Consider the following 16879-nt stretch of genomic DNA (forward strand, 5'->3'; position numbering starts at 1 on the left):
CGAACGGGGGCAAGCCCCCTCGCCACACAAGCCCGCTCCCACAATTAATTAATGTCGTGTCAGGGAGAGTTGAGTTGGATAAAAAGGAAATCAAACGGCAAGTGGCGGCGATGCTCGATGCCGGGCGTTCCAGGACCGAGACGTTCAAGGCGTTCTCCGGCGGGGCGGTCAAGGATCGGGCGTTGGCTTATTTGATCGGCTCCCGGCCGGACCCGGCGCTTAACGCGAAGCATTCGGGCAAGGTCAAGACGCTGCTTGGGTTGATGATCGTTCAAGCCTTGCTTGGCGCTATTTCAGGGTTCGTTCTGGGCTCAATGATCGGGCCGAAGGCGACGGTGTTTTTTACCCTGTTCGTGGGGCTCATCCCATTGTGGTTCGCCTATGGCTTCTACAAGTACCGGGCGCAGTTCTTCACCGTCTACGTCATCCTTTCCCTTAGCCAGTTCTCGCGGATATTCAAAGACTTCGCCGAGGACCCGGTGACGACCCTGATCGGTGCGGCGATCGGCCTGGGCATGGTGTGCTTTGTCGCTTGGGTGAAGACGCTGCTGTTTCCGGACCTGGCGTTTATCGGGCCGAAAAAAATCAAGGGCCAGTACGTATTTTCCAACTGACCCAAGGCGTAGAGCGGGGGTTGCTTTCACCGGCGTGGATCAATATTTCGATTTGAAATATCGCTTAACGTAAAACTTCCAAGCCCTCGCTGCTGTATCGACTAAAGTGCTTCGGCGCGCCGCCCGTGCGTTGCCGAAGACCCCGTGCAGACCTGCTCTTTGTTGTGTATCAGTTGGCCAGCAAGGTTAGTGCAGCATGGAGCTGACGAACCCACCTGAAATTTCACGGAAGAACATCGCAATGCAACGCTTAGACAGAACCTTCGATATCCAGCCGCTGGTCCGTGCGGACATGACTTTGCATATCAATGGCCAACCGGTCAGCGCCGCCATCGGCGAAACCGTCCTCACGGTCATTCAATCCCTTGGCCTGCGCCAGGTGGCTCGCAACGATCACGATCAAATCAGCGGCGCTTATTGCGGCATGGGCGTGTGCCAGTGCTGCCTGGTGAAAATCAACGGTCGGCACAAGCGCCGCGCCTGCCAGACCCTCGTACGTGACGGCATGACCGTCGAAACCCAGGTCAATCGCATCGCCGAGCAGGAGGCCTTATGAGCCTGCATCCGGTGATCGTCGGCGGCGGCCCGGCGGGCATGGCCGCGGCCATTGAACTGGCCCGGCATGGTGTGCGCAGTACGTTGCTGGAAGAAGCCTCGCGACTCGGCGGCGTGGTCTATCGCGGACCGTTGCGTGATGGCGTGCAGCTCGACTATCTGGGGCCGCGCTATTCCGAAGTCCTGTCCAGGTTGCACGGTGAATTCCAGGAGCAGTCGGGCCTGATCGATGTGTGCCTCAATCATCGCGTGGTCGGTGCCGAGGGTACGCGGGCGTTGATGGTGCTGGATGGCGATGAGCGTTTGCACGAAATCCCGTATCCGCAATTGCTGCTGGCCGCCGGTTGCCATGAGCGCAGCGTGCCGTTTCCGGGCTGGACCTTGCCCGGCGTCATTCTGCTCGGCGGCTTGCAACTGCAAATCAAGAGCGGTGTGGTCAAGCCCCGGGGGCCGGTGGTGATTACCGGCACCGGGCCGTTGCTGCCGCTGGTGGCGTGTCAGTTGCACGCGTCTGGGGTCACCGTGGCCGGGGTTTACGAGGCGTGCGCGTTCGGCAAGATCGCCCGGGAAAGCCTGTCACTGCTGAACAAACCACAGCTGTTTCTCGACGGTTTGAGCATGCTGGCATTCCTGAAGTTGCACGGCATCCCGATGTATTACGGTTGGGGCGTGGTCGAGGCTCAGGGCACTGGCGAGTTGCAATCCGTCACCGTCGCGCCGTATTCCAGCACCTGGGTGCCGGACCTGAGCCGCGCCGAACAGATTCCGGCCCAGACCCTGGCGGTCGGCTACGGCTTTATCCCGCGTACCCAGCTCAGTCAGCAGATGGGTTTGAGCCACGGTTTCAGCGACGACGGCTACCTGCGGGCCAACGCCAATATCTGGCAACAAAGCAGCGAATCCCACGTACATCTGGCCGGTGACATGGGCGGCATTCGCGGCGGCGAAGCGGCAATGCTGGCGGGCAAGATCGCGGCGCTGTCGATCCTGCAGCAACGGGACGTGCTGGACACCGAACCGGCGTTGGTGCGGCGTGATCGCTATCTGTCAAAACTCAAGTCCATCGTGCGTTTCCGCGCAGCGGTCGATCGTTACACCGAGCGTGGCGCCGGGCAGACCGCGTTGCCCGCCGCTGACACGGTGATTTGCCGTTGCGAACACGCGACCCGCGCCGACATTGACCGGGCGCTGGAGCAGGGCGTGCAAGACATGGCCAGCCTGAAAATGCGCACCCGGGTCAGCATGGGCGACTGCCAGGGACGGATGTGCGTCGGCTATTGCAGCGACCGCCTGCGCGAAGCCACCGGGCGCCAGGACGTGGGCTGGTTGCGCCCGCGCTTTCCCATCGATCCGATTCCGTTTTCAGCTTTTCACAATGCCGCCACGGAGGGCGCCCATCATGAGTAAGTTCTATGACGTGGTCATCGCTGGCGGCGGTGTGATCGGGGCGTCCTGCGCCTATCAATTGTCCAAGCGCAAGAACCTCAAGGTCGCGCTGATCGACGCCAAGCGCCCGGGCAACGCCACCCGCGCCTCGGCGGGTGGCTTGTGGGCCATCGGCGAGTCGGTGGGGTTGGGCTGTGGGGTGATTTTCTTTCGGATGATGTCGGCCAATCGCAAACGCGAAGCCCATGGCTCGGCGGTGGTGGTCGACTCCAGCACACCGCACATCCTGCCGGATTCGTTCTTCGATTTCGCCTTGCAGTCCAACGCCATGTACCCTGCCTTGCACAAAGAGTTGCAGGACAATCACGGGATGGATTTCAAGTTCGAGAAGACCGGATTGAAATTCGTGATCTACGACGATGAAGACCGGCTCTACGCCGAGCACATCGTCGCCTGCATTCCGCATCTGGCGGACCAGATACGCTGGCTCGACCAGGCCGCGTTGCGCGAAGCCGAGCCGAGTGTCAGCCACGAGGCGAGTGGAGCGCTGGAGTTCCTGTGCGACCACCAGGTCAGCCCGTTCCGCCTCGCCGATGCCTACACCGAGGGCGCTCGGCAAAACGGCGTGGACCTGTATTTCAACACCAACGTCACCGGGGTGTTGCATCAAGGCTCGCGAGTCATCGGCGTACAAACCTCCGAGGCGGGGGTGTTTCACTGCGACACCCTGATCAATGCGGCTGGTGCCTGGGCGGCGGACCTGAGCGAGCAGGCCACCGGCATTCGCATTCCGGTGAACCCGGTGAAGGGCCAGATCCTGTTGACCGAGCGCATGCCGAAAATCCTCCGTGGCTGCCTGACTACCAGTGATTGCTACGTGGCGCAGAAGGACAACGGCGAGATTCTGATTGGCAGCACCACTGAAGACAAAGGCTTCGACGTCACTACCACCTACCCGGAAATCGCCGGGTTGGTGCAAGGCGCCGTGCGTTGCATTCCGGAATTGGCCGACGTGAATCTCAAGCGTACCTGGGCCGGGCTGCGCCCGGGATCACCGGATGAGTTGCCGATTCTTGGGCCGATGAAGGGGGTGGAAGGGTATCTCAATGCCTGTGGGCATTTCCGTACCGGGATTCTGACCTCGGCGATTACCGGGGTGTTGCTGGACCGGCTGGTGAACCACGAACCGCTGCCACTGGACATCACGCCGTTCCTGGCGGATCGGTTCGAGGTCAAGGCCGGGGTTGAAGTGAAGGCGCTGGAAATGGCCTGACCCCTTGTGGGAGCGGGCTTGCTCGCGAAGGCATCGTATCAGTCAAAGCAGATGTCGACTGACACGACGCCTTCGCGAGCAAGCCCGCTCCCACAGGGGGTCTTCAGTTGATAGTTCCCACGCTCGCGTGGGAACTATCAGGTTACGATCAAGCCTTACCCGATTCCTGCTCTTCCAGTTGATCCGCTTCAAACAACTTGGCCAACTCGGCCCGGGCTTCCTGCGCCGTCTGCAAGACTTTCGCCGCATCGTCATAAATCGCATGCTGCGCTTCCAGCACCTGTTCATCGTGATGCTTGAAGCGTTTGATCCGCGCATCAGCCTGGGCCTGGGTCAACCCGAGGCCAACCAACGTGCGCCGGCTCATTTCCAGACTGGAGTAATAGGTTTCCCGAATTGCTTCGGCGCCCAGGTCCACCAACCGGTGCACATGCTGGCGGTTGCGCGCCCGGGCGATGATTTTCATGTGCGGGTAGAGCTTGTGCACCAGCTCGGCGGTCTTGATGTTGGTGTCCGGGTCGTCGGTGGCAATCACAAAGTATTCCGCCTGCTCGACCTTGGCCGCACTGAGGATTTCCGGGCGCATCGGGTCGCCGTAGAACACCGGCACACCACCGAAGCTGCGGGACAATTCGATGGTTTCCACCGAGGTGTCCAGCGCTACGAACTTGATGTTCTGTGCCCGCAAAATCCGCGCAACGATCTGGCCCATCCGGCCCATGCCGGCGATCACCACGCGGGGCGAATCCGTGTCGATTTCGCGGAATTTCTGCGGCACCACCACTGGCTCCACCTTCGGCGAGTACAGCCGTGCGCACAACAGCAGCAACAGTGGTGTCACGGCCATGGACAGGGTAATCGTCAGCACCAGCAAGTCGTACAGACGCGGCTCGAACAAGCCTTGGTCGCGCCCGATCTTGAACACCACAAAGGCAAACTCACCGCCAGCCGCCAAGACGATACCGAGGCGAATCGCACTGACCTTGCCCAAGCCTCCGGCCAAACGTCCGACCACAAACAGCAGCGGCAACTTGATCGCAATCAACAGCAGGGTCAACCCCAGCACTGTGATCGGTGCACTCAGCAGCAGGCTCAGGTTGGCGCCCATGCCGACGCTGATAAAGAACAGCCCCAGCAACAAACCCTTGAACGGTTCAATCTGCGCTTCCAGTTCGTGACGGTATTCGGAATCCGCCAGCAGCAACCCGGCGAGAAACGCCCCCAGCGCCATCGACACACCCACCAGGTCCATCAACCATGCGGTGCCAATCACCACCAGCAACGCCGTGGCGGTAGACACTTCCGGCAGGCCGGTCCTGGCCACCACTCGGAACACCGGTCGCAGCAAATAACGCCCGCCGATCACCACCACCGCGATGCTGCCCAACACCCGCAGGCCGTGGTTCAAATCCTCGGCAGCACTGCTGGTGTGATCACCGCCGGCCAGCAACGGCACCATGGCAATCAACGGGATCGCCGCGATGTCCTGGAACAGCAGAATCGCAAACGCCAAACGCCCGTGGGGACTGGTCAGCTCCTTGCGCTCGGCCAGGCTCTGCAAACCAAACGCGGTGGAGGAGAGCGCCAGGCCCAGGCCCAGCACAATCGCGCTGTTCAGCGACTGGCCGAACACGAACAGTGCCAGCACACCAATCACCGAACCGGTCAGCAACACCTGCGCCAGTCCGACGCCGAACACCGATTTACGCATCACCCACAACCGTCGCGGCGACAGCTCCAGACCGATGATGAACAGCAGCAACACCACCCCCAGCTCGGAGATATGGCTGACGCTCGCCGGGTTGCCGATCAACCCCAGCACCGACGGCCCGATAATCACCCCGGCAAACAGATAACCCAGCACCGCGCCCAACTGCAGACGCTTGGCCAAAGGCACGGTGAGCACCGCCGCGAACAGAAACACGACAGCGGCTTGCAACAGGTTGCCTTCATGGGGCATGGCGAAACTCCAAAGACTCGGTACGGCGGGGGTGACAAGGATAAAGGCTGGGACTGCATGCGTCAGCCACGCAGATGAAATGACGACACAAATCTACTGTGGGAGCGGGCTTGCTCGCGAAAGCGGTGTGCCAGGCAACAGAGATGTTGAATGAGATAGCCTCTTCGCGAGCAAGCCCGCTCCCACATTGGATCTTGGTTGTAGCTAAGTTCTGCATCCACCAAAGAGCCCTGTGGGAGCGAGCCTGCTCGCGAAGGCGGACCGGCACTCAGTTACATTTAGCATCAATTGGTTACATTCATAGGATAAGCTGATCAATCACCCGCCCCACGAGCACGCCCAATGGCCATCAATTTCGACCTCAACGACCTGCAAGCCTTTCGCGCCGTGGTCGAGCAGGGCAGTTTTCGCAAGGCCGCCGACACCGTGCGCATTTCTCAGCCTGCGCTGAGCCGGCGCATCGAAAAACTCGAAGATGCCCTCGGTGTGAAGCTGTTCGAACGCACCACGCGCAAGGTCAGCCTGACCCAGGCCGGGCGCGGCTTCATTCCCAGCGTCGAACGTTTGCTGGACGACCTGGACGTGGCGCTGCTCGGCATCAGCGAAGTCTCCTCGACCCGGCTCGGCCACGTCACCGTCGCGTGTGTGCCGTCGGCGGCGTATTACTTCATGCCGCGGGTGATTGCCCACTACCACCGGCAATTTCCACGGATCAAGGTCAAGGTGCTGGATTCCAGCGCCCACGATGTGCTCAGCGCAGTGGTCAACGGCGAGGCGGATTTCGGTTTGAGTTTCATGGGCACGCTGGAGGCCGAGGTCGATTTCGAACCCTTGGTGCAAGAAGGTTATGTGGTGGCCTGTCGCCGCGATCATCCGTTGGCCGGGCGCAGCAGCGTGACGTGGGACGAGTTTTACCGGCAGGACTACATCTCGCTCGACAAGACCTCGGGTAACCGTTTTTTGCTGGATCAGGCGCTGGCCGGCGTGGTGCCGCAGCGGCCAAGTATCTGTGAAACCCGTCACGTCACGACGATGATCGGGCTGGTGGAGGCGGGGTTGGGCGTGGCGGCGGTGCCATTGATGGCGATGCCGGCGGAAGACCATCCGATTCTGACGCGGGTGCCGCTGACCGATCCGCAGGTGATGCGCAGTGTAGGGCTGATCAAGCGCCGGGGTCGAACCTTGACCCCGGCAGCCCTGGAACTGGAGCGGCTGGTGGTGGAAATGAAAATCCAGCCGATCAGCGCGTGACCGAATCCAGCCCGGTGGCTTGCACCTGCGGTTGAACGGCCGGGGAGGCCAGGTAATCCAGCAACGCCTTGGCTTGCGCGGGGTGTTGCGCGCCCACCGGAATGCCGGCGGCAAAACGCGTCACCGATTGCACCGACTCGGGAATCTTCGCCACAAAACTCACCCCCGGCACCGGCAACAGTTCGCTGACCTGCTGGAAGCCCAGTTGATAATCGCCGGTAGCCACCACCGAGCCCACGGGGATTTTCGGGATCATCTTCGACTTCGGCTTGAGCTGGTCTTCGATGCCGAGTTTTTTGAATAACTGCTCCTCGATGTACACACCGCTGGCGCTGTCGGAGTAGGCCACCGATTGGGCATCGAGCAGGGTCTTTTTCAAACCCTCCACAGTGCTGATATCAGGTTTCGCCGCACCTTGGCGCACCACCAGGCCGATCCGCGAATCCGCCAGTTCCACCCGTGACGCGGGGTCGACTTTGCCTTGTTTGATCAGCTCGTCCAGTGCGTAGCCGACCATGATCACCACGTCGGCGTGTTCACCGCGTGCCAGGCGATTGGGGATCGCTTCCGGTGCTTTACCCATCGAGGGGCCGAGGGCGGTGTCGAGGGTGTTGCCGGTGGACTTGGCGAATTCCGGGCCGAGGATTTTGTAAGCCGCGGTAAAGCCGCCGGAGGTCATCACGTGGATCTCTTCGGCCTGGGCAATGGTGCTCAGACCCGCGATGAGCAGCAGAGCGGCGTAGTTGAACAGCTTTTTCATCGAATAGTTCTCGCAGTCAAAGGTGGGTCAGGACACGGCCGGTTGCAGGCGGCCGGTGGAGCGGCGATAGAGAAACAAGGTCGCGCACAGGGCACATAGCGCCGCAAAACTCATCCAGTAACCGGGTGCAGCCTTGTCGCCGGTGTATTGGATAAGGAAGGTCGACATCGCCGGAGTGAACCCGCCAAACACCGCCGTCGCCAGGCTATACGCCAGGGAGAACCCGGCGACCCGCACTTCCACCGGCATGATTTCGGTGAGCGCGGCGATCATCGCGCCGTTGTACAGGCCATAAATGAACGACAGCCACAGCAACACCAGCAGCATGTTGAGGAAGCTCGGCGCGTTCACCAGATAGGTCAGCGCCGGATAGGCCGTTGCCAGGGTCAGCAGCGCCATGGCGATCAGCACCGGGCGCCGGCCGATGCGGTCGGACAAGGCCCCGCCAATCGGCAGCCAGAAAAAGTTCGAAACACCCACCAGCAACGTCACCAGCAGCGCATCGGACGTGCTCAGGTGCAGCACGGTTTTGCCGAAGGTCGGGGCGTACACGGTGATCAAGTAAAACGCGGTGGTGGTCAGGGCGACCATCATCATCCCCCCGAGCACGATCCCCCAGTTTTGCGCCAGGGTGCGGAACACCTCGCCCATACTCGGGCGGTGTTTGCGCGCCGCGAACTCGGCGGTTTCTTCGAGGTTGCGGCGCAGGAAAAAGATGAACGGCACGATCATGCAGCCGACGAAGAACGGAATCCGCCAGCCCCAATCGGCAATCATCGTCGGCGCCATCCATTGGTTCAGCCCATAACCCAGGGCCGCCGCGACGATGATCGCCACTTGCTGGCTGGCGGACTGCCAACTGGTGAAAAAGCCCTTGTTGCCTGGCGTGGCGATCTCCGAGAGGTATACAGAGACACCGCCCATTTCCGCGCCCGCAGAGAAGCCTTGCAGCAAACGACCGATCAACACGATGGCGGGGGCGAACAGCCCTATGGTCTCGTAACCTGGCACCAAAACGATAAGAATCGTGCCGCTGGCCATGATCGACAGCGTGACGATCAGCCCTTTGCGCCGGCCCACATCATCGATGTACGCACCCAGCACCACGGCGCCGAGCGGGCGCATCAGGAACCCGGCGCCGAACACCGCGAAGGTCATCATCAGGGAGGCGAATTCGCTGCTGGCCGGGAAAAATACGGCGGCAATCTGCGTGGCGTAAAAGCCGAAAAGGAAGAAGTCGAACTGTTCCAGGAAGTTACCCGAGGTGACCCGGAAAATCGCACCGGCCCGGGAGCGACCGGAAGGGATTGAGGCTGTCATTGATCTGTACTCCACCGCTTTTATGACGTGCGCTGCGTGGGAGCGGCGCACGGTTCTTATTGGGGCGGATAGTGGAGCAGGGGCATCGATATGTTAATTGCATTGTTGGCATGCATTGATGCGCGAGGTGGATCAATGGGTTTGGGATTGATGTTGCCTGATGCACCGCTTTCGCGAGCAAGCCCGCTCCCACAGGGGCTTCAGTGAACATGGAATCGGCGAACAATCGGGTTCAAGTGTGGGAGCGGGCTTGCTCGCGATGGCGCTCGAACAGCCAACCCACCCGTCAGATGTACGCCTCGATATGCGCCATCCCCCGAGCCACATATTCATCCTTCTCACCCACCGGCGCGAAGTAGTGCAGCACTTCCCGCGCCGCTTCAACGCCCTTGAGCCGCGCCAACACCCACGCCGCCAGATACTGCGCCGACAAACACCCACCCGCAGTCGCAATGTTGCCGTTGGCGAAAAACGCCTGGTTGACGATGTTCACCCCGGCCGCTTGGACCCAGGGTTTGCTGGTGGTATCGGTACACGCCGGTGCATCACCAAGCAGCCCGAGCCTGGCCAGCAGGAACGTGCCGGAGCATTGCGAACCCAGCAGTTGCCGCGCCGGGTCGAATGTCAGCTGATCCATGATCGCCGGGTCATTGGCCACTTCGCGGGTCTTCATGCCGCTGCCGAACAGCACCGCGTCGGCGGCGCAGGCTTGCTGCAAATCGATGTGCGCATCGATGGTCAAACCGTTCATCGACGTCACCCGCGGTGTTGGCGAAGCAATGCTCACACGCCAGTCCTTGTCCCCCAACAGAGAAATCCGGCTGAGCATGCCGAAGGCGATCAGTGAGTCCAGTTCGTTGAAACCGTCGAAGGTCAGAATGGCGATATGCATGGCGAGTCTCGCTGGTTTTTTCGCAGCCTACGCCGACCCCGCGCAATGCCATCCGTACAGTGCACCGCAGAATCATCGCTACAGTAAGGAATGATTCGCCACCCGCGCAGTCGGAACTCAGTAGCCACGACATCCCAAGAGGTTCACCGATGAACAGCAAAACCCTTATCGCCAGCCTCGCCCTCGTCGCCGGTATCGCCGCGATCAGTCCTATCGTCCAAGCCGCCGAAACGGCGCAGAAAACCGTCCAGCCCGGCGCGAACAACGCCCGCAGCCTGGTGAAAGGCGACCGTGCGCCGGAGGTCTATCAACGCAGCGAAAAAGCCGTGAAAAACTGGAAGGCCAAAGGCCTGAAGGCCCCGGCATCTGACGCGCAGTGGGTACAGATCAATGACAAGTACATGATGGTGTTGATTACCAGCGGGACGATTGTGGAAGTTACGCCGGTGGAGCGTTAGTTCGTCCGTCACTAACTAGGACTCAACGCCTGGATGCCCAATCGATACTGATTATTCCCGCTGCGCTTGGCCTCATACATCGCCAGATCCGCAATATGAATCAGCCGGTCCATGCTCGGCGCATGGTCCGGGAACACAGCGACGCCCAGGCTGGTGCCGATGTGGCGCTGGTCATTGCCAATCGTCACCGGTGGTGAGAGTTCGACGAAGATTTTCTGGCAGATGCTGCGCGCTTCGTCCTGCAGGTTGATGCCGGGCGACAGGCCTTGGAGGATGACAACGAATTCGTCGCCGCCGATTCGGGCGACGGTGTCGGTGGTGCGCAGGATTCGCTTGAGTCGTGTGGCGGTGGTGATCAGTACCCGGTCGCCGGCCGCGTGGCCATAGTGGTCGTTGATTGCCTTGAAACCGTTGAGGTCGACGAACACCAACGCCACCCGTGTCGCACTGATGCGCGCCTGTTCGAGTGCGTCGGACAGCCGTTCTTCAAGCACCAGGCGATTGGGCAGGCCGGTCAGCGGGTCGTAGTGGGCCAGGTGTTGCAGGTAACTGGCGGAGGCTTTTTCTTCAGTGATGTCGCGCACCACGCCCATCATTTTGATGGTGGTGTCGTGATCATTTTTTACCACGTTGCCGGTCTCGCGCAGCCAGCGAATGGTGCCGTCGGGCCAGACCACGCGGTATTCCTCGTCATGGTTTTCGCCGGTTTCCAGACAACGCAACTCACCGGCGCGGACCTTGGCCCGGTCGTCCGGGTGCACGCAGGAACAGAACAAGGCGTAGGAGGGCGTGACTTCGCCGATCTTGAACCCGAACATGCCGTAGATCGCTTCCGACCAATACAGCTTGTCGGTGTCCACATCCCAATCCCAAGTGCCGATGCGAGCGAAATATTGACTGCGCTTGAAGCGTTCGGCGTCGCCGTCCAGATGAATGTTCTGGCCTTTGGAGAGATTGGCGATCAACGCGCGGCATTCAGCCAATTGCCGTTGCAGGGCATATTGGCGACAGACCAGCAGCACCAGCAGGGCAAGCATAACGGAGCCGATGGCAGCGCTGATCCAGAGGACACTCATTCAGGGATAGCCGTCATGGCGTGTTTTACCGTGGGGTGATGCTGCTTATCTTAGTTCACGGTGACAACCGCAAATAGTACAAACCCGCGCCGAACGGTTGCCAATTGCCCGCAATTCTGGGAAAACGGCGGCCATGAGGCCCTTTGGGGAGTGACCAGACGAGTGCATGTAATGAATGATGAGCTTCAGGTAATCGACCTTGAACTGGGTGACGGCAAGACAGCGGTCAAAGGCGCGCTGATCACGACGCAATATCGTGGGTGGCTGGAAGACGGCACCGAGTTCGATTCTTCCTACAGCCGTGGGAAGCCTTTTCAGTGTGTGATCGGCACGGGTCGCGTTATTAAAGGCTGGGATCAGGGGATTATGGGCATGCAGGTCGGTGGCAAGCGCAAGCTACTGGTGCCGGCGCATTTGGCCTATGGCGAGCGGACGATGGGCGCGATTACACCGAATTCGAATCTGATTTTCGAGATTGAATTGCTGGAAGTTTTGACGCGGGATGATTGATGGCTTGTTTGAGATTTAAACGACGAACCCCGCCGTTAACTATCCAAGTCCTGCGTCGTTTGTCAGGCCGTCTTCGCGAGCAAGCCCGCTCCCACATTTGAATGCATACCTCTGTGGGAGCGAGCCTGCTCGCGAAGAACGATAACGCGGTCCCCCCGAAAAACCTCCAAACCACTGCTTGCCACCTCCGGTACTATCCGTGACTATGTGCGCCATATAGGGGTAGGGGGTATCGGTATGTCGCACATTCACGAACACAAAGACGATTTGCTCAACCGCGTCCGGCGCATCGCCGGGCAGGTGCAAGCGGTGGAAAAGGCGCTGGAAACCGACGCCGATTGTGCCAAGACCTTGCATCTGGTCGCGGCGATTCGCGGTGCGGTCAACGGCTTGATGGATCAGTTCATCGACGCCCACGCCCGTGAGCATGTGGCCCATCCCGACCTCAGTAACGAAGAGCGCGCCCAAGGCGTGGAAGAGTTGCTGCAAGCCATCCGCCGTTATTCGAAGTAGGCCGAACACCATGACACTGACCCCTCAGGCTTCACGCTACGCCCACGATCACATGTTCCTCGGCGCGTCCCACGACGAAAACGGTCGCCGCACATTGTGGGTGGTGGCGCTGACGTTCGTGATGATGATCGGCGAAATTGCCGCGGGCTATATAACCGGTTCCATGGCTTTGCTGGCCGACGGCTTTCACATGGCGACCCATGCCGTAGCCCTGGGCATTGCGGCGGCGGCCTACGGGTTTGCCCGGCGCCACGCGAGTAATGCGCGCTTTAGCTTCGGCACCGGCAAGGTCGGTGACCTGGCCGGGTTTGCCTCGGCGATGGTGCTGGGGCTGGTGTCGCTGGGCATTGCTGGCGAGTCCGTTCTGCGCCTGTTTCAACCCACCACCGTGGCTTTCACGGAGGCGACGATCATTGCCGTGGTGGGGCTGGCGGTGAACGTCGTCAGCGCCTTCCTGCTGGCGGGCAATCATGGGCATCACGCCCATGATCACGGTCACAGCCACGACCACGGTCATCATCACGATAACAACCTGCGTTCAGCCTATGTCCACGTGCTCGCCGATGCCTTGACCTCGATCCTCGCCATTGCGGCGTTGCTGGCCGGCCGCTATCTGGGGTGGGTCTGGCTCGATCCGGTGATGGGGATCGTCGGCGCCGTCGTCATCGCAAAATGGGCCTTCGGCCTGATGCGCGACAGCGCCGCAGTACTGCTCGATACCACCGACGAACACGTGGCCGAAGAAATACGCGAACTGCTGGAAACCCCCGGCGACGTGACCATCAGCGACCTGCACGTCTGGCAGGTCGGACCTGATGCCCGGGCGGCGATAGTCAGCGTGGTAGCGGCCGCCAACGTGACCGCCGACGCCATCCGCGAGCGCCTGGCGCCGGTGCATGAGTTGTCTCATTTGACGGTTGAGCATCGGACGGCGTAGGTGATCAGGTTTGAGCCAGCGAATTAGGTAAATATCTCAATATCATCAAGTGCATCGGCAACCGTTGCTTCAAGCGTGGGGAATTTCTTCTTCGCAGTGTTTAAAGCCGGTAGCACGGCTTTCATATCCAACACTCCGTGTCTACGGGCGATGTGACCGAGCGCCGTGATAGCCGATGCTACGACAGCCTCGCTGTCACGATTCAGGCTGCGCAGGCAAATGACTTCAGCCCAGCCTCTATCCTGTTCGTTAAGGCCGATGGAAACCAGCGCGGCAATGATGTTTGCTTCTACGCCGCTGGCAAGGAGGCTGGCTGCTTCGTCGTGGCTCATGGATGGATCTTGGTAGAGAAGGCTCACGTTTTAGCTCACAGAATGTAGGCCCTTTATCGGCACTTTGGCTTACTGCCTGTATTCAAGAAAATCCTACCTAACCACGCACACCTATTTGCCGGGCTTGCTCACCAGTAAGCAACCATTCGCCATCCGTGCTCTCATCAAGGCTGTTCCAGCCAAGAATATCCATTATGGCGACTTCAAACTCTGGTCGAACGGTATGCTCGTATTTTAAAGAGTCGTCCTCAACATCATCTTTTAAGAAGCCGCTGATCCATAAAAACATAAATATCCTCCACGTTTATTTGTTGGTGAATCTGCCGGGTTTTGCGGGATCTATTTGTTCACCGGTTTCATGGTTGAATTCGCCAAGGTGTTAGTCGCCTGACGGTGGATTTTGAACCCGAGGGATGTCGGTTTTACGAGCCATGAGCGTCCTTGTTTCATCTTCTTAAAACGATGCGGACGCTATCTCATAAAGATATTTCGAAGCTGTAGGACGAGTCTGAAACTGTGTCTGCTGTTACAAAATGGGCGCGTTGCGATGGTTTCTTTGTCGAGATTGCAAGGCTGAAATGATGCGTTGTCTGTAAGGCCGCATTCGCGAGCAAGCCCGCTCCCGCAGGGGATTGGCAGTAGGCACAGGATTATCGATCCACACTGGACACTGTGGGAGCGGGCTTGCTCGCGAAGAGGCCGGCACATCCGGCACGGATATCGATTGACACTCCGCCATCGCGAGCAAGCTCCCACAAAGGATTTGTGGAGGTCGTTATGCCTCAGTAAACAGCGCAATACGCCCGTTCAAGGAAGGCCGGTAGTGCCACGTTAAGCAGCCCAAATCGAGGTTTATCGCCAGAATCTGTCTCAACGTGGCGCTGGCGATGCTCAATGCCAACACCTGCCCCGGACATTGATGGCGCCCAGCACCGAAGCTGAAACTACGACGATTCGGTCGGTCAAGAATGAACGCGTCAGGATCGTCATTGAGCTGCGGATCGCGATTGGCCGAGGCCAGCATCACCAGAATCGTGTCGCCGGATTTCAGATGGATGCCGTCGATTTCACAAGGTGCGGCGACGAACCGGCGGGTGTTCTGGACTGAGGGATCGAGGCGTTGGACTTCGGCCAGGAACGCGTCGACATCGCCCGGCAGCAACAGCTGATCGCGAATCAGCGCCACCAAACCATTGCCAATCAACCCGGCGGTGGCTTCATAGGTTTGCGAGCACATCCCGATCAGGTTGGCGATCAGCATTTCCATATCCGAAGAAGCGAAGCGTTGCCTGATGCCATTCAATAGAGGGCTCTGCACGTCCGAGTCATCCAGCAGTTCGAAGAAATGCCCGCGCAATTGCTCAGCCGCCTCATGTGCGCAATCCAGTTGAAGCTGATGGCTCAGCGGCGACAGGCAGGCCACGAAGTCGGCAGTCAATTCGCTGATCACCCGGGCCTGAGCCGGGGTGAAGCCGAGCAGCGCCGCGACCACGCACACCGGGCCGCGAAACATTGCCTTCGACAAACCCTCGGCATTCGGTGTGATCAGTCGCGCACTGACCAACGCCCGAACTTCCTCCGCATCAATCAACGCCAGCCCCGGTTCAATCGCCGACCGAGGACAGCGCTGCCGTTCACCTTCATTCATGCGCATCAAACGACCGAAGACCTCGCCGGCCATCCCGCGGGCAATTGTCTTCGGCACCGGTTCAGTCGTCGGGCGCACCTGGCAATCAGGATGCGCCAACACGGCAGCCACGGCAGCGGCACTGCTGGCCACCCACAGCTTCAAGCCTTGATGAAAAACCAGCCCACCCTCTGCACGCAATTGCGCGTAATAGGGATAAGGATCGGCATGAGTCGCAGCGATGATCGGGTCCATGGGTCGCAGCCTTGTTCGTGGTGGGGAAAGTGTTGCTACTATCTCCAGTTCACACGGGCCTTGATTCGTCCGGGAGCGAAATATGAACGTTGAACACCACGACATCGGCGTCTCTCAGGTGGCGGCTGCGATTGCGGAGCCGGCGCGGACGAAGATCCTTTGCTCATTGATGGACGGCCACGCCCGCACCAGCACCGAGCTGGCGGCGATTGCCGAGGTCAGCCCGTCCACGGCCAGTGCGCATTTGGCCAAGCTCAAGGAGTCGGCCCTGGTGCGGCTGCACGTCCAGGGCCGCCATCGGTATTACAGCCTCGCGGACAAACGCGTGGCCCAAGCGCTGGAAGCCTTGATGGTGATCGGCCAGAACACCGCACCGACCTTCAACCCCCGCACCCCCGATCGTCTGCAATTCGCCCGTACCTGCTACGACCACATGGCCGGCACCCTGGCGGTGTTGCTGCATGACCGGATGATCGAGGCGGGGTGGTTGCTGGAAACCGACGAGCAGGTTTATCAACTGAGCGCCAGCGGCGAGGCGTTGTTCGAAGGGCTGGGCGTCGAGGTCAAGGACCTGAGCCTTCAGCGCCGCCGCTTTGCCTGCCCATGCCTGGATTGGAGTATGCGTCGGCCGCATCTGGGCGGTTCGCTCGGGGCGGCGTTGTTGCAGGTGGCGATCAAGCGCAAATGGGTGACCCAGGACCTGGACAGTCGGGCGTTGGCATTAACCGCGTTGGGGCGCAAGGAGATGGGGGCGTGGTTCGAGCTGGTTTTGCCGGCGGATCTTTCCTATGCCCGAAAATCCCAGACGTACTCCACCACCCGCACCGCCAGCACCAGGTAGATCAAAAACAGAATCACCTGGAACGCCGTGTGATAGGGCAGTCGTGACAAGCGCCGCAAGCCGTCGCTGACGCTGAGCAGCATCAGCAGCGCAGACACCGCGATCAGCGCCCAGCCCGCGACATCCGAGGTGAGCAGCCCCATGTACGGGTGATGTTCGCTGTGCAACGCATTGGTGCCCGCCGCAAACAGTAATGCGCAGACCAGCAGGTTCTTGATGTTGTCGAACACCTGCGTGGTGAAGTCGGTGTCCAGCAAGGCCAGATACTTGCGCCAGAATTTGCCCATGGGTGGTTAATACCTGTCGATGGCGGTTGCAC

At 60.1% G+C, this 16879-nt stretch carries 19 protein-coding genes; 10 read left to right on the forward strand and 9 right to left on the reverse strand.

Features of this window, described 5'->3' with window-relative positions; genetic code table 11:
• Positions 1-74 precede the first annotated feature (74 nt).
• The 4 genes from BK665_RS22285 (at position 75) to hcnC (ending at position 3828) form a co-directional block, all read left to right on the forward strand.
• The gene (locus BK665_RS22285) at positions 75-614 is read left to right on the forward strand and encodes a hypothetical protein (protein WP_123408779.1); all 540 of its coding nucleotides are present in this window, start codon (positions 75-77) and stop codon (positions 612-614) included.
• A gap of 241 nt (positions 615-855) precedes the next feature.
• A complete protein-coding gene (hcnA, locus tag BK665_RS22290; RefSeq protein WP_123408780.1) occupies positions 856-1170 on the forward strand; it encodes a cyanide-forming glycine dehydrogenase subunit HcnA in 315 nt (104 codons plus the stop codon).
• Positions 1167-2576, forward strand: a complete 1410-nt coding sequence (gene hcnB, locus BK665_RS22295; protein WP_123408781.1) for a cyanide-forming glycine dehydrogenase subunit HcnB — start codon at positions 1167-1169, stop codon at positions 2574-2576. Before hcnA ends, hcnB begins: the two co-directional genes overlap by 4 nt.
• Positions 2569-3828, forward strand: a complete 1260-nt coding sequence (gene hcnC / locus BK665_RS22300; protein WP_123408782.1) for a cyanide-forming glycine dehydrogenase subunit HcnC — start codon at positions 2569-2571, stop codon at positions 3826-3828. Before hcnB ends, hcnC begins: the two co-directional genes overlap by 8 nt.
• Positions 3829-3976: 148 nt before the next feature.
• On the opposite strand, the gene BK665_RS22310 is transcribed toward hcnC, so the two are convergent.
• Positions 3977-5788 (reverse strand): monovalent cation:proton antiporter-2 (CPA2) family protein, encoded by a 1812-nt coding sequence (locus tag BK665_RS22310; protein ID WP_123408783.1) that lies wholly within the window; start codon positions 5786-5788, stop codon positions 3977-3979.
• A gap of 342 nt (positions 5789-6130) precedes the next feature.
• Here BK665_RS22310 and BK665_RS22320 point away from each other — a divergent pair, with 342 nt between their 5' ends.
• Entirely contained in the window at positions 6131-7039 is a 909-nt protein-coding gene (locus BK665_RS22320; protein ID WP_123408784.1) for a LysR family transcriptional regulator, read from the forward strand.
• Here the strand turns inward: BK665_RS22320 and BK665_RS22325 are convergent.
• From BK665_RS22325 to BK665_RS22335, 3 genes are all read right to left on the reverse strand, one after another.
• Positions 7029-7799: a substrate-binding domain-containing protein gene (locus BK665_RS22325; RefSeq protein WP_123408785.1), complete on the reverse strand. Its 771-nt coding sequence runs from the start codon at positions 7797-7799 to the stop codon at positions 7029-7031. The genes BK665_RS22320 and BK665_RS22325 overlap by 11 nt on opposite strands.
• Before the next feature lie 27 nt (positions 7800-7826).
• On the reverse strand, positions 7827-9119 hold the full coding sequence (locus tag BK665_RS22330; RefSeq protein WP_123408786.1) for an MFS transporter: 1293 nt from the start codon (positions 9117-9119) through the stop codon (positions 7827-7829).
• Positions 9120-9405: 286 nt separating this feature from the next.
• A complete protein-coding gene (locus tag BK665_RS22335) occupies positions 9406-10011 on the reverse strand; it encodes a DJ-1/PfpI family protein (RefSeq protein WP_123408787.1) in 606 nt (201 codons plus the stop codon).
• Positions 10012-10160: 149 nt separating this feature from the next.
• Between BK665_RS22335 and BK665_RS22340 the strand changes: the two genes are divergently transcribed.
• On the forward strand, positions 10161-10469 hold the full coding sequence (locus BK665_RS22340) for an RcnB family protein (RefSeq protein ID WP_123408788.1): 309 nt from the start codon (positions 10161-10163) through the stop codon (positions 10467-10469).
• 11 nt (positions 10470-10480) lie between these two features.
• On the opposite strand, the gene BK665_RS22345 is transcribed toward BK665_RS22340, so the two are convergent.
• Entirely contained in the window at positions 10481-11545 is a 1065-nt protein-coding gene (locus tag BK665_RS22345; RefSeq protein WP_123408789.1) for a sensor domain-containing diguanylate cyclase, read from the reverse strand.
• A 171-nt stretch (positions 11546-11716) separates the two neighbouring features.
• On the opposite strand from BK665_RS22345, the gene BK665_RS22350 reads away from it, so the two are divergent.
• The 3 genes from BK665_RS22350 to dmeF all read left to right on the forward strand — a co-directional run bounded on the left by BK665_RS22350 (position 11717) and on the right by dmeF (position 13505).
• Positions 11717-12055 (forward strand): FKBP-type peptidyl-prolyl cis-trans isomerase, encoded by a 339-nt coding sequence (locus BK665_RS22350; RefSeq protein ID WP_123408790.1) that lies wholly within the window; start codon positions 11717-11719, stop codon positions 12053-12055.
• A 237-nt stretch (positions 12056-12292) separates the two neighbouring features.
• The gene (locus BK665_RS22355) at positions 12293-12568 is read left to right on the forward strand and encodes a metal/formaldehyde-sensitive transcriptional repressor (RefSeq protein ID WP_123408791.1); all 276 of its coding nucleotides are present in this window, start codon (positions 12293-12295) and stop codon (positions 12566-12568) included.
• 10 nt (positions 12569-12578) lie between these two features.
• Complete coding sequence (gene dmeF / locus BK665_RS22360) at positions 12579-13505, forward strand: CDF family Co(II)/Ni(II) efflux transporter DmeF (RefSeq protein ID WP_123408792.1); 927 nt, start codon at positions 12579-12581, stop codon at positions 13503-13505.
• A gap of 23 nt (positions 13506-13528) precedes the next feature.
• Here the strand turns inward: dmeF and BK665_RS22365 are convergent, their stop codons facing one another.
• The 3 genes from BK665_RS22365 to BK665_RS22380 form a co-directional block, all read right to left on the reverse strand.
• Positions 13529-13837, reverse strand: a complete 309-nt coding sequence (locus BK665_RS22365) for a hypothetical protein (RefSeq protein ID WP_259699652.1) — start codon at positions 13835-13837, stop codon at positions 13529-13531.
• A 97-nt stretch (positions 13838-13934) separates the two neighbouring features.
• Complete coding sequence (locus BK665_RS22370; protein ID WP_123408794.1) at positions 13935-14126, reverse strand: pyocin S6 family toxin immunity protein; 192 nt, start codon at positions 14124-14126, stop codon at positions 13935-13937.
• Between the two features lie 486 nt (positions 14127-14612).
• Positions 14613-15719 carry a cytochrome P450 gene (locus tag BK665_RS22380; RefSeq protein WP_123408796.1) on the reverse strand — a complete coding sequence of 369 codons (1107 nt, stop codon included), beginning with the start codon at positions 15717-15719 and terminating at the stop codon, positions 14613-14615.
• An 82-nt stretch (positions 15720-15801) separates the two neighbouring features.
• Between BK665_RS22380 and BK665_RS22385 the strand changes: the two genes are divergently transcribed.
• Positions 15802-16560, forward strand: coding sequence for an ArsR/SmtB family transcription factor (locus BK665_RS22385; protein WP_123408797.1), 759 nt, complete (start codon positions 15802-15804; stop codon positions 16558-16560).
• Here BK665_RS22385 and BK665_RS22390 read toward each other — a convergent pair.
• Entirely contained in the window at positions 16506-16847 is a 342-nt protein-coding gene (locus BK665_RS22390) for a hypothetical protein (RefSeq protein ID WP_123408798.1), read from the reverse strand. The two genes, BK665_RS22385 and BK665_RS22390, sit on opposite strands and share 55 nt — an antisense overlap.
• Positions 16848-16879: the final 32 nt, after the last annotated feature.

Source organism: Pseudomonas frederiksbergensis (assembly GCF_003732665.1).
Lineage (GTDB): Bacteria > Pseudomonadota > Gammaproteobacteria > Pseudomonadales > Pseudomonadaceae > Aquipseudomonas > Aquipseudomonas frederiksbergensis_G.

Coding starts and splice junctions, on each gene's coding strand:
- hcnA (WP_123408780.1), top strand. CDS start 856: ATGCAACGCTTAGACAGAACCTTCGATATCCAGCCGCTGGTCCGTGCG.
- hcnB (WP_123408781.1), top strand. CDS start 1,167: ATGAGCCTGCATCCGGTGATCGTCGGCGGCGGCCCGGCGGGCATGGCC.
- hcnC (WP_123408782.1), top strand. CDS start 2,569: ATGAGTAAGTTCTATGACGTGGTCATCGCTGGCGGCGGTGTGATCGGG.
- BK665_RS22310 (WP_123408783.1), bottom strand. CDS start 5,788: ATGCCCCATGAAGGCAACCTGTTGCAAGCCGCTGTCGTGTTTCTGTTC.
- BK665_RS22320 (WP_123408784.1), top strand. CDS start 6,131: ATGGCCATCAATTTCGACCTCAACGACCTGCAAGCCTTTCGCGCCGTG.
- BK665_RS22325 (WP_123408785.1), bottom strand. CDS start 7,799: ATGAAAAAGCTGTTCAACTACGCCGCTCTGCTGCTCATCGCGGGTCTG.
- BK665_RS22330 (WP_123408786.1), bottom strand. CDS start 9,119: ATGACAGCCTCAATCCCTTCCGGTCGCTCCCGGGCCGGTGCGATTTTC.
- BK665_RS22335 (WP_123408787.1), bottom strand. CDS start 10,011: ATGCATATCGCCATTCTGACCTTCGACGGTTTCAACGAACTGGACTCA.
- BK665_RS22340 (WP_123408788.1), top strand. CDS start 10,161: ATGAACAGCAAAACCCTTATCGCCAGCCTCGCCCTCGTCGCCGGTATC.
- BK665_RS22345 (WP_123408789.1), bottom strand. CDS start 11,545: ATGAGTGTCCTCTGGATCAGCGCTGCCATCGGCTCCGTTATGCTTGCC.
- BK665_RS22350 (WP_123408790.1), top strand. CDS start 11,717: ATGAATGATGAGCTTCAGGTAATCGACCTTGAACTGGGTGACGGCAAG.
- BK665_RS22355 (WP_123408791.1), top strand. CDS start 12,293: ATGTCGCACATTCACGAACACAAAGACGATTTGCTCAACCGCGTCCGG.
- dmeF (WP_123408792.1), top strand. CDS start 12,579: ATGACACTGACCCCTCAGGCTTCACGCTACGCCCACGATCACATGTTC.
- BK665_RS22365 (WP_259699652.1), bottom strand. CDS start 13,837: ATGAGCCACGACGAAGCAGCCAGCCTCCTTGCCAGCGGCGTAGAAGCA.
- BK665_RS22370 (WP_123408794.1), bottom strand. CDS start 14,126: ATGTTTTTATGGATCAGCGGCTTCTTAAAAGATGATGTTGAGGACGAC.
- BK665_RS22380 (WP_123408796.1), bottom strand. CDS start 15,719: ATGGACCCGATCATCGCTGCGACTCATGCCGATCCTTATCCCTATTAC.
- BK665_RS22385 (WP_123408797.1), top strand. CDS start 15,802: ATGAACGTTGAACACCACGACATCGGCGTCTCTCAGGTGGCGGCTGCG.
- BK665_RS22390 (WP_123408798.1), bottom strand. CDS start 16,847: ATGGGCAAATTCTGGCGCAAGTATCTGGCCTTGCTGGACACCGACTTC.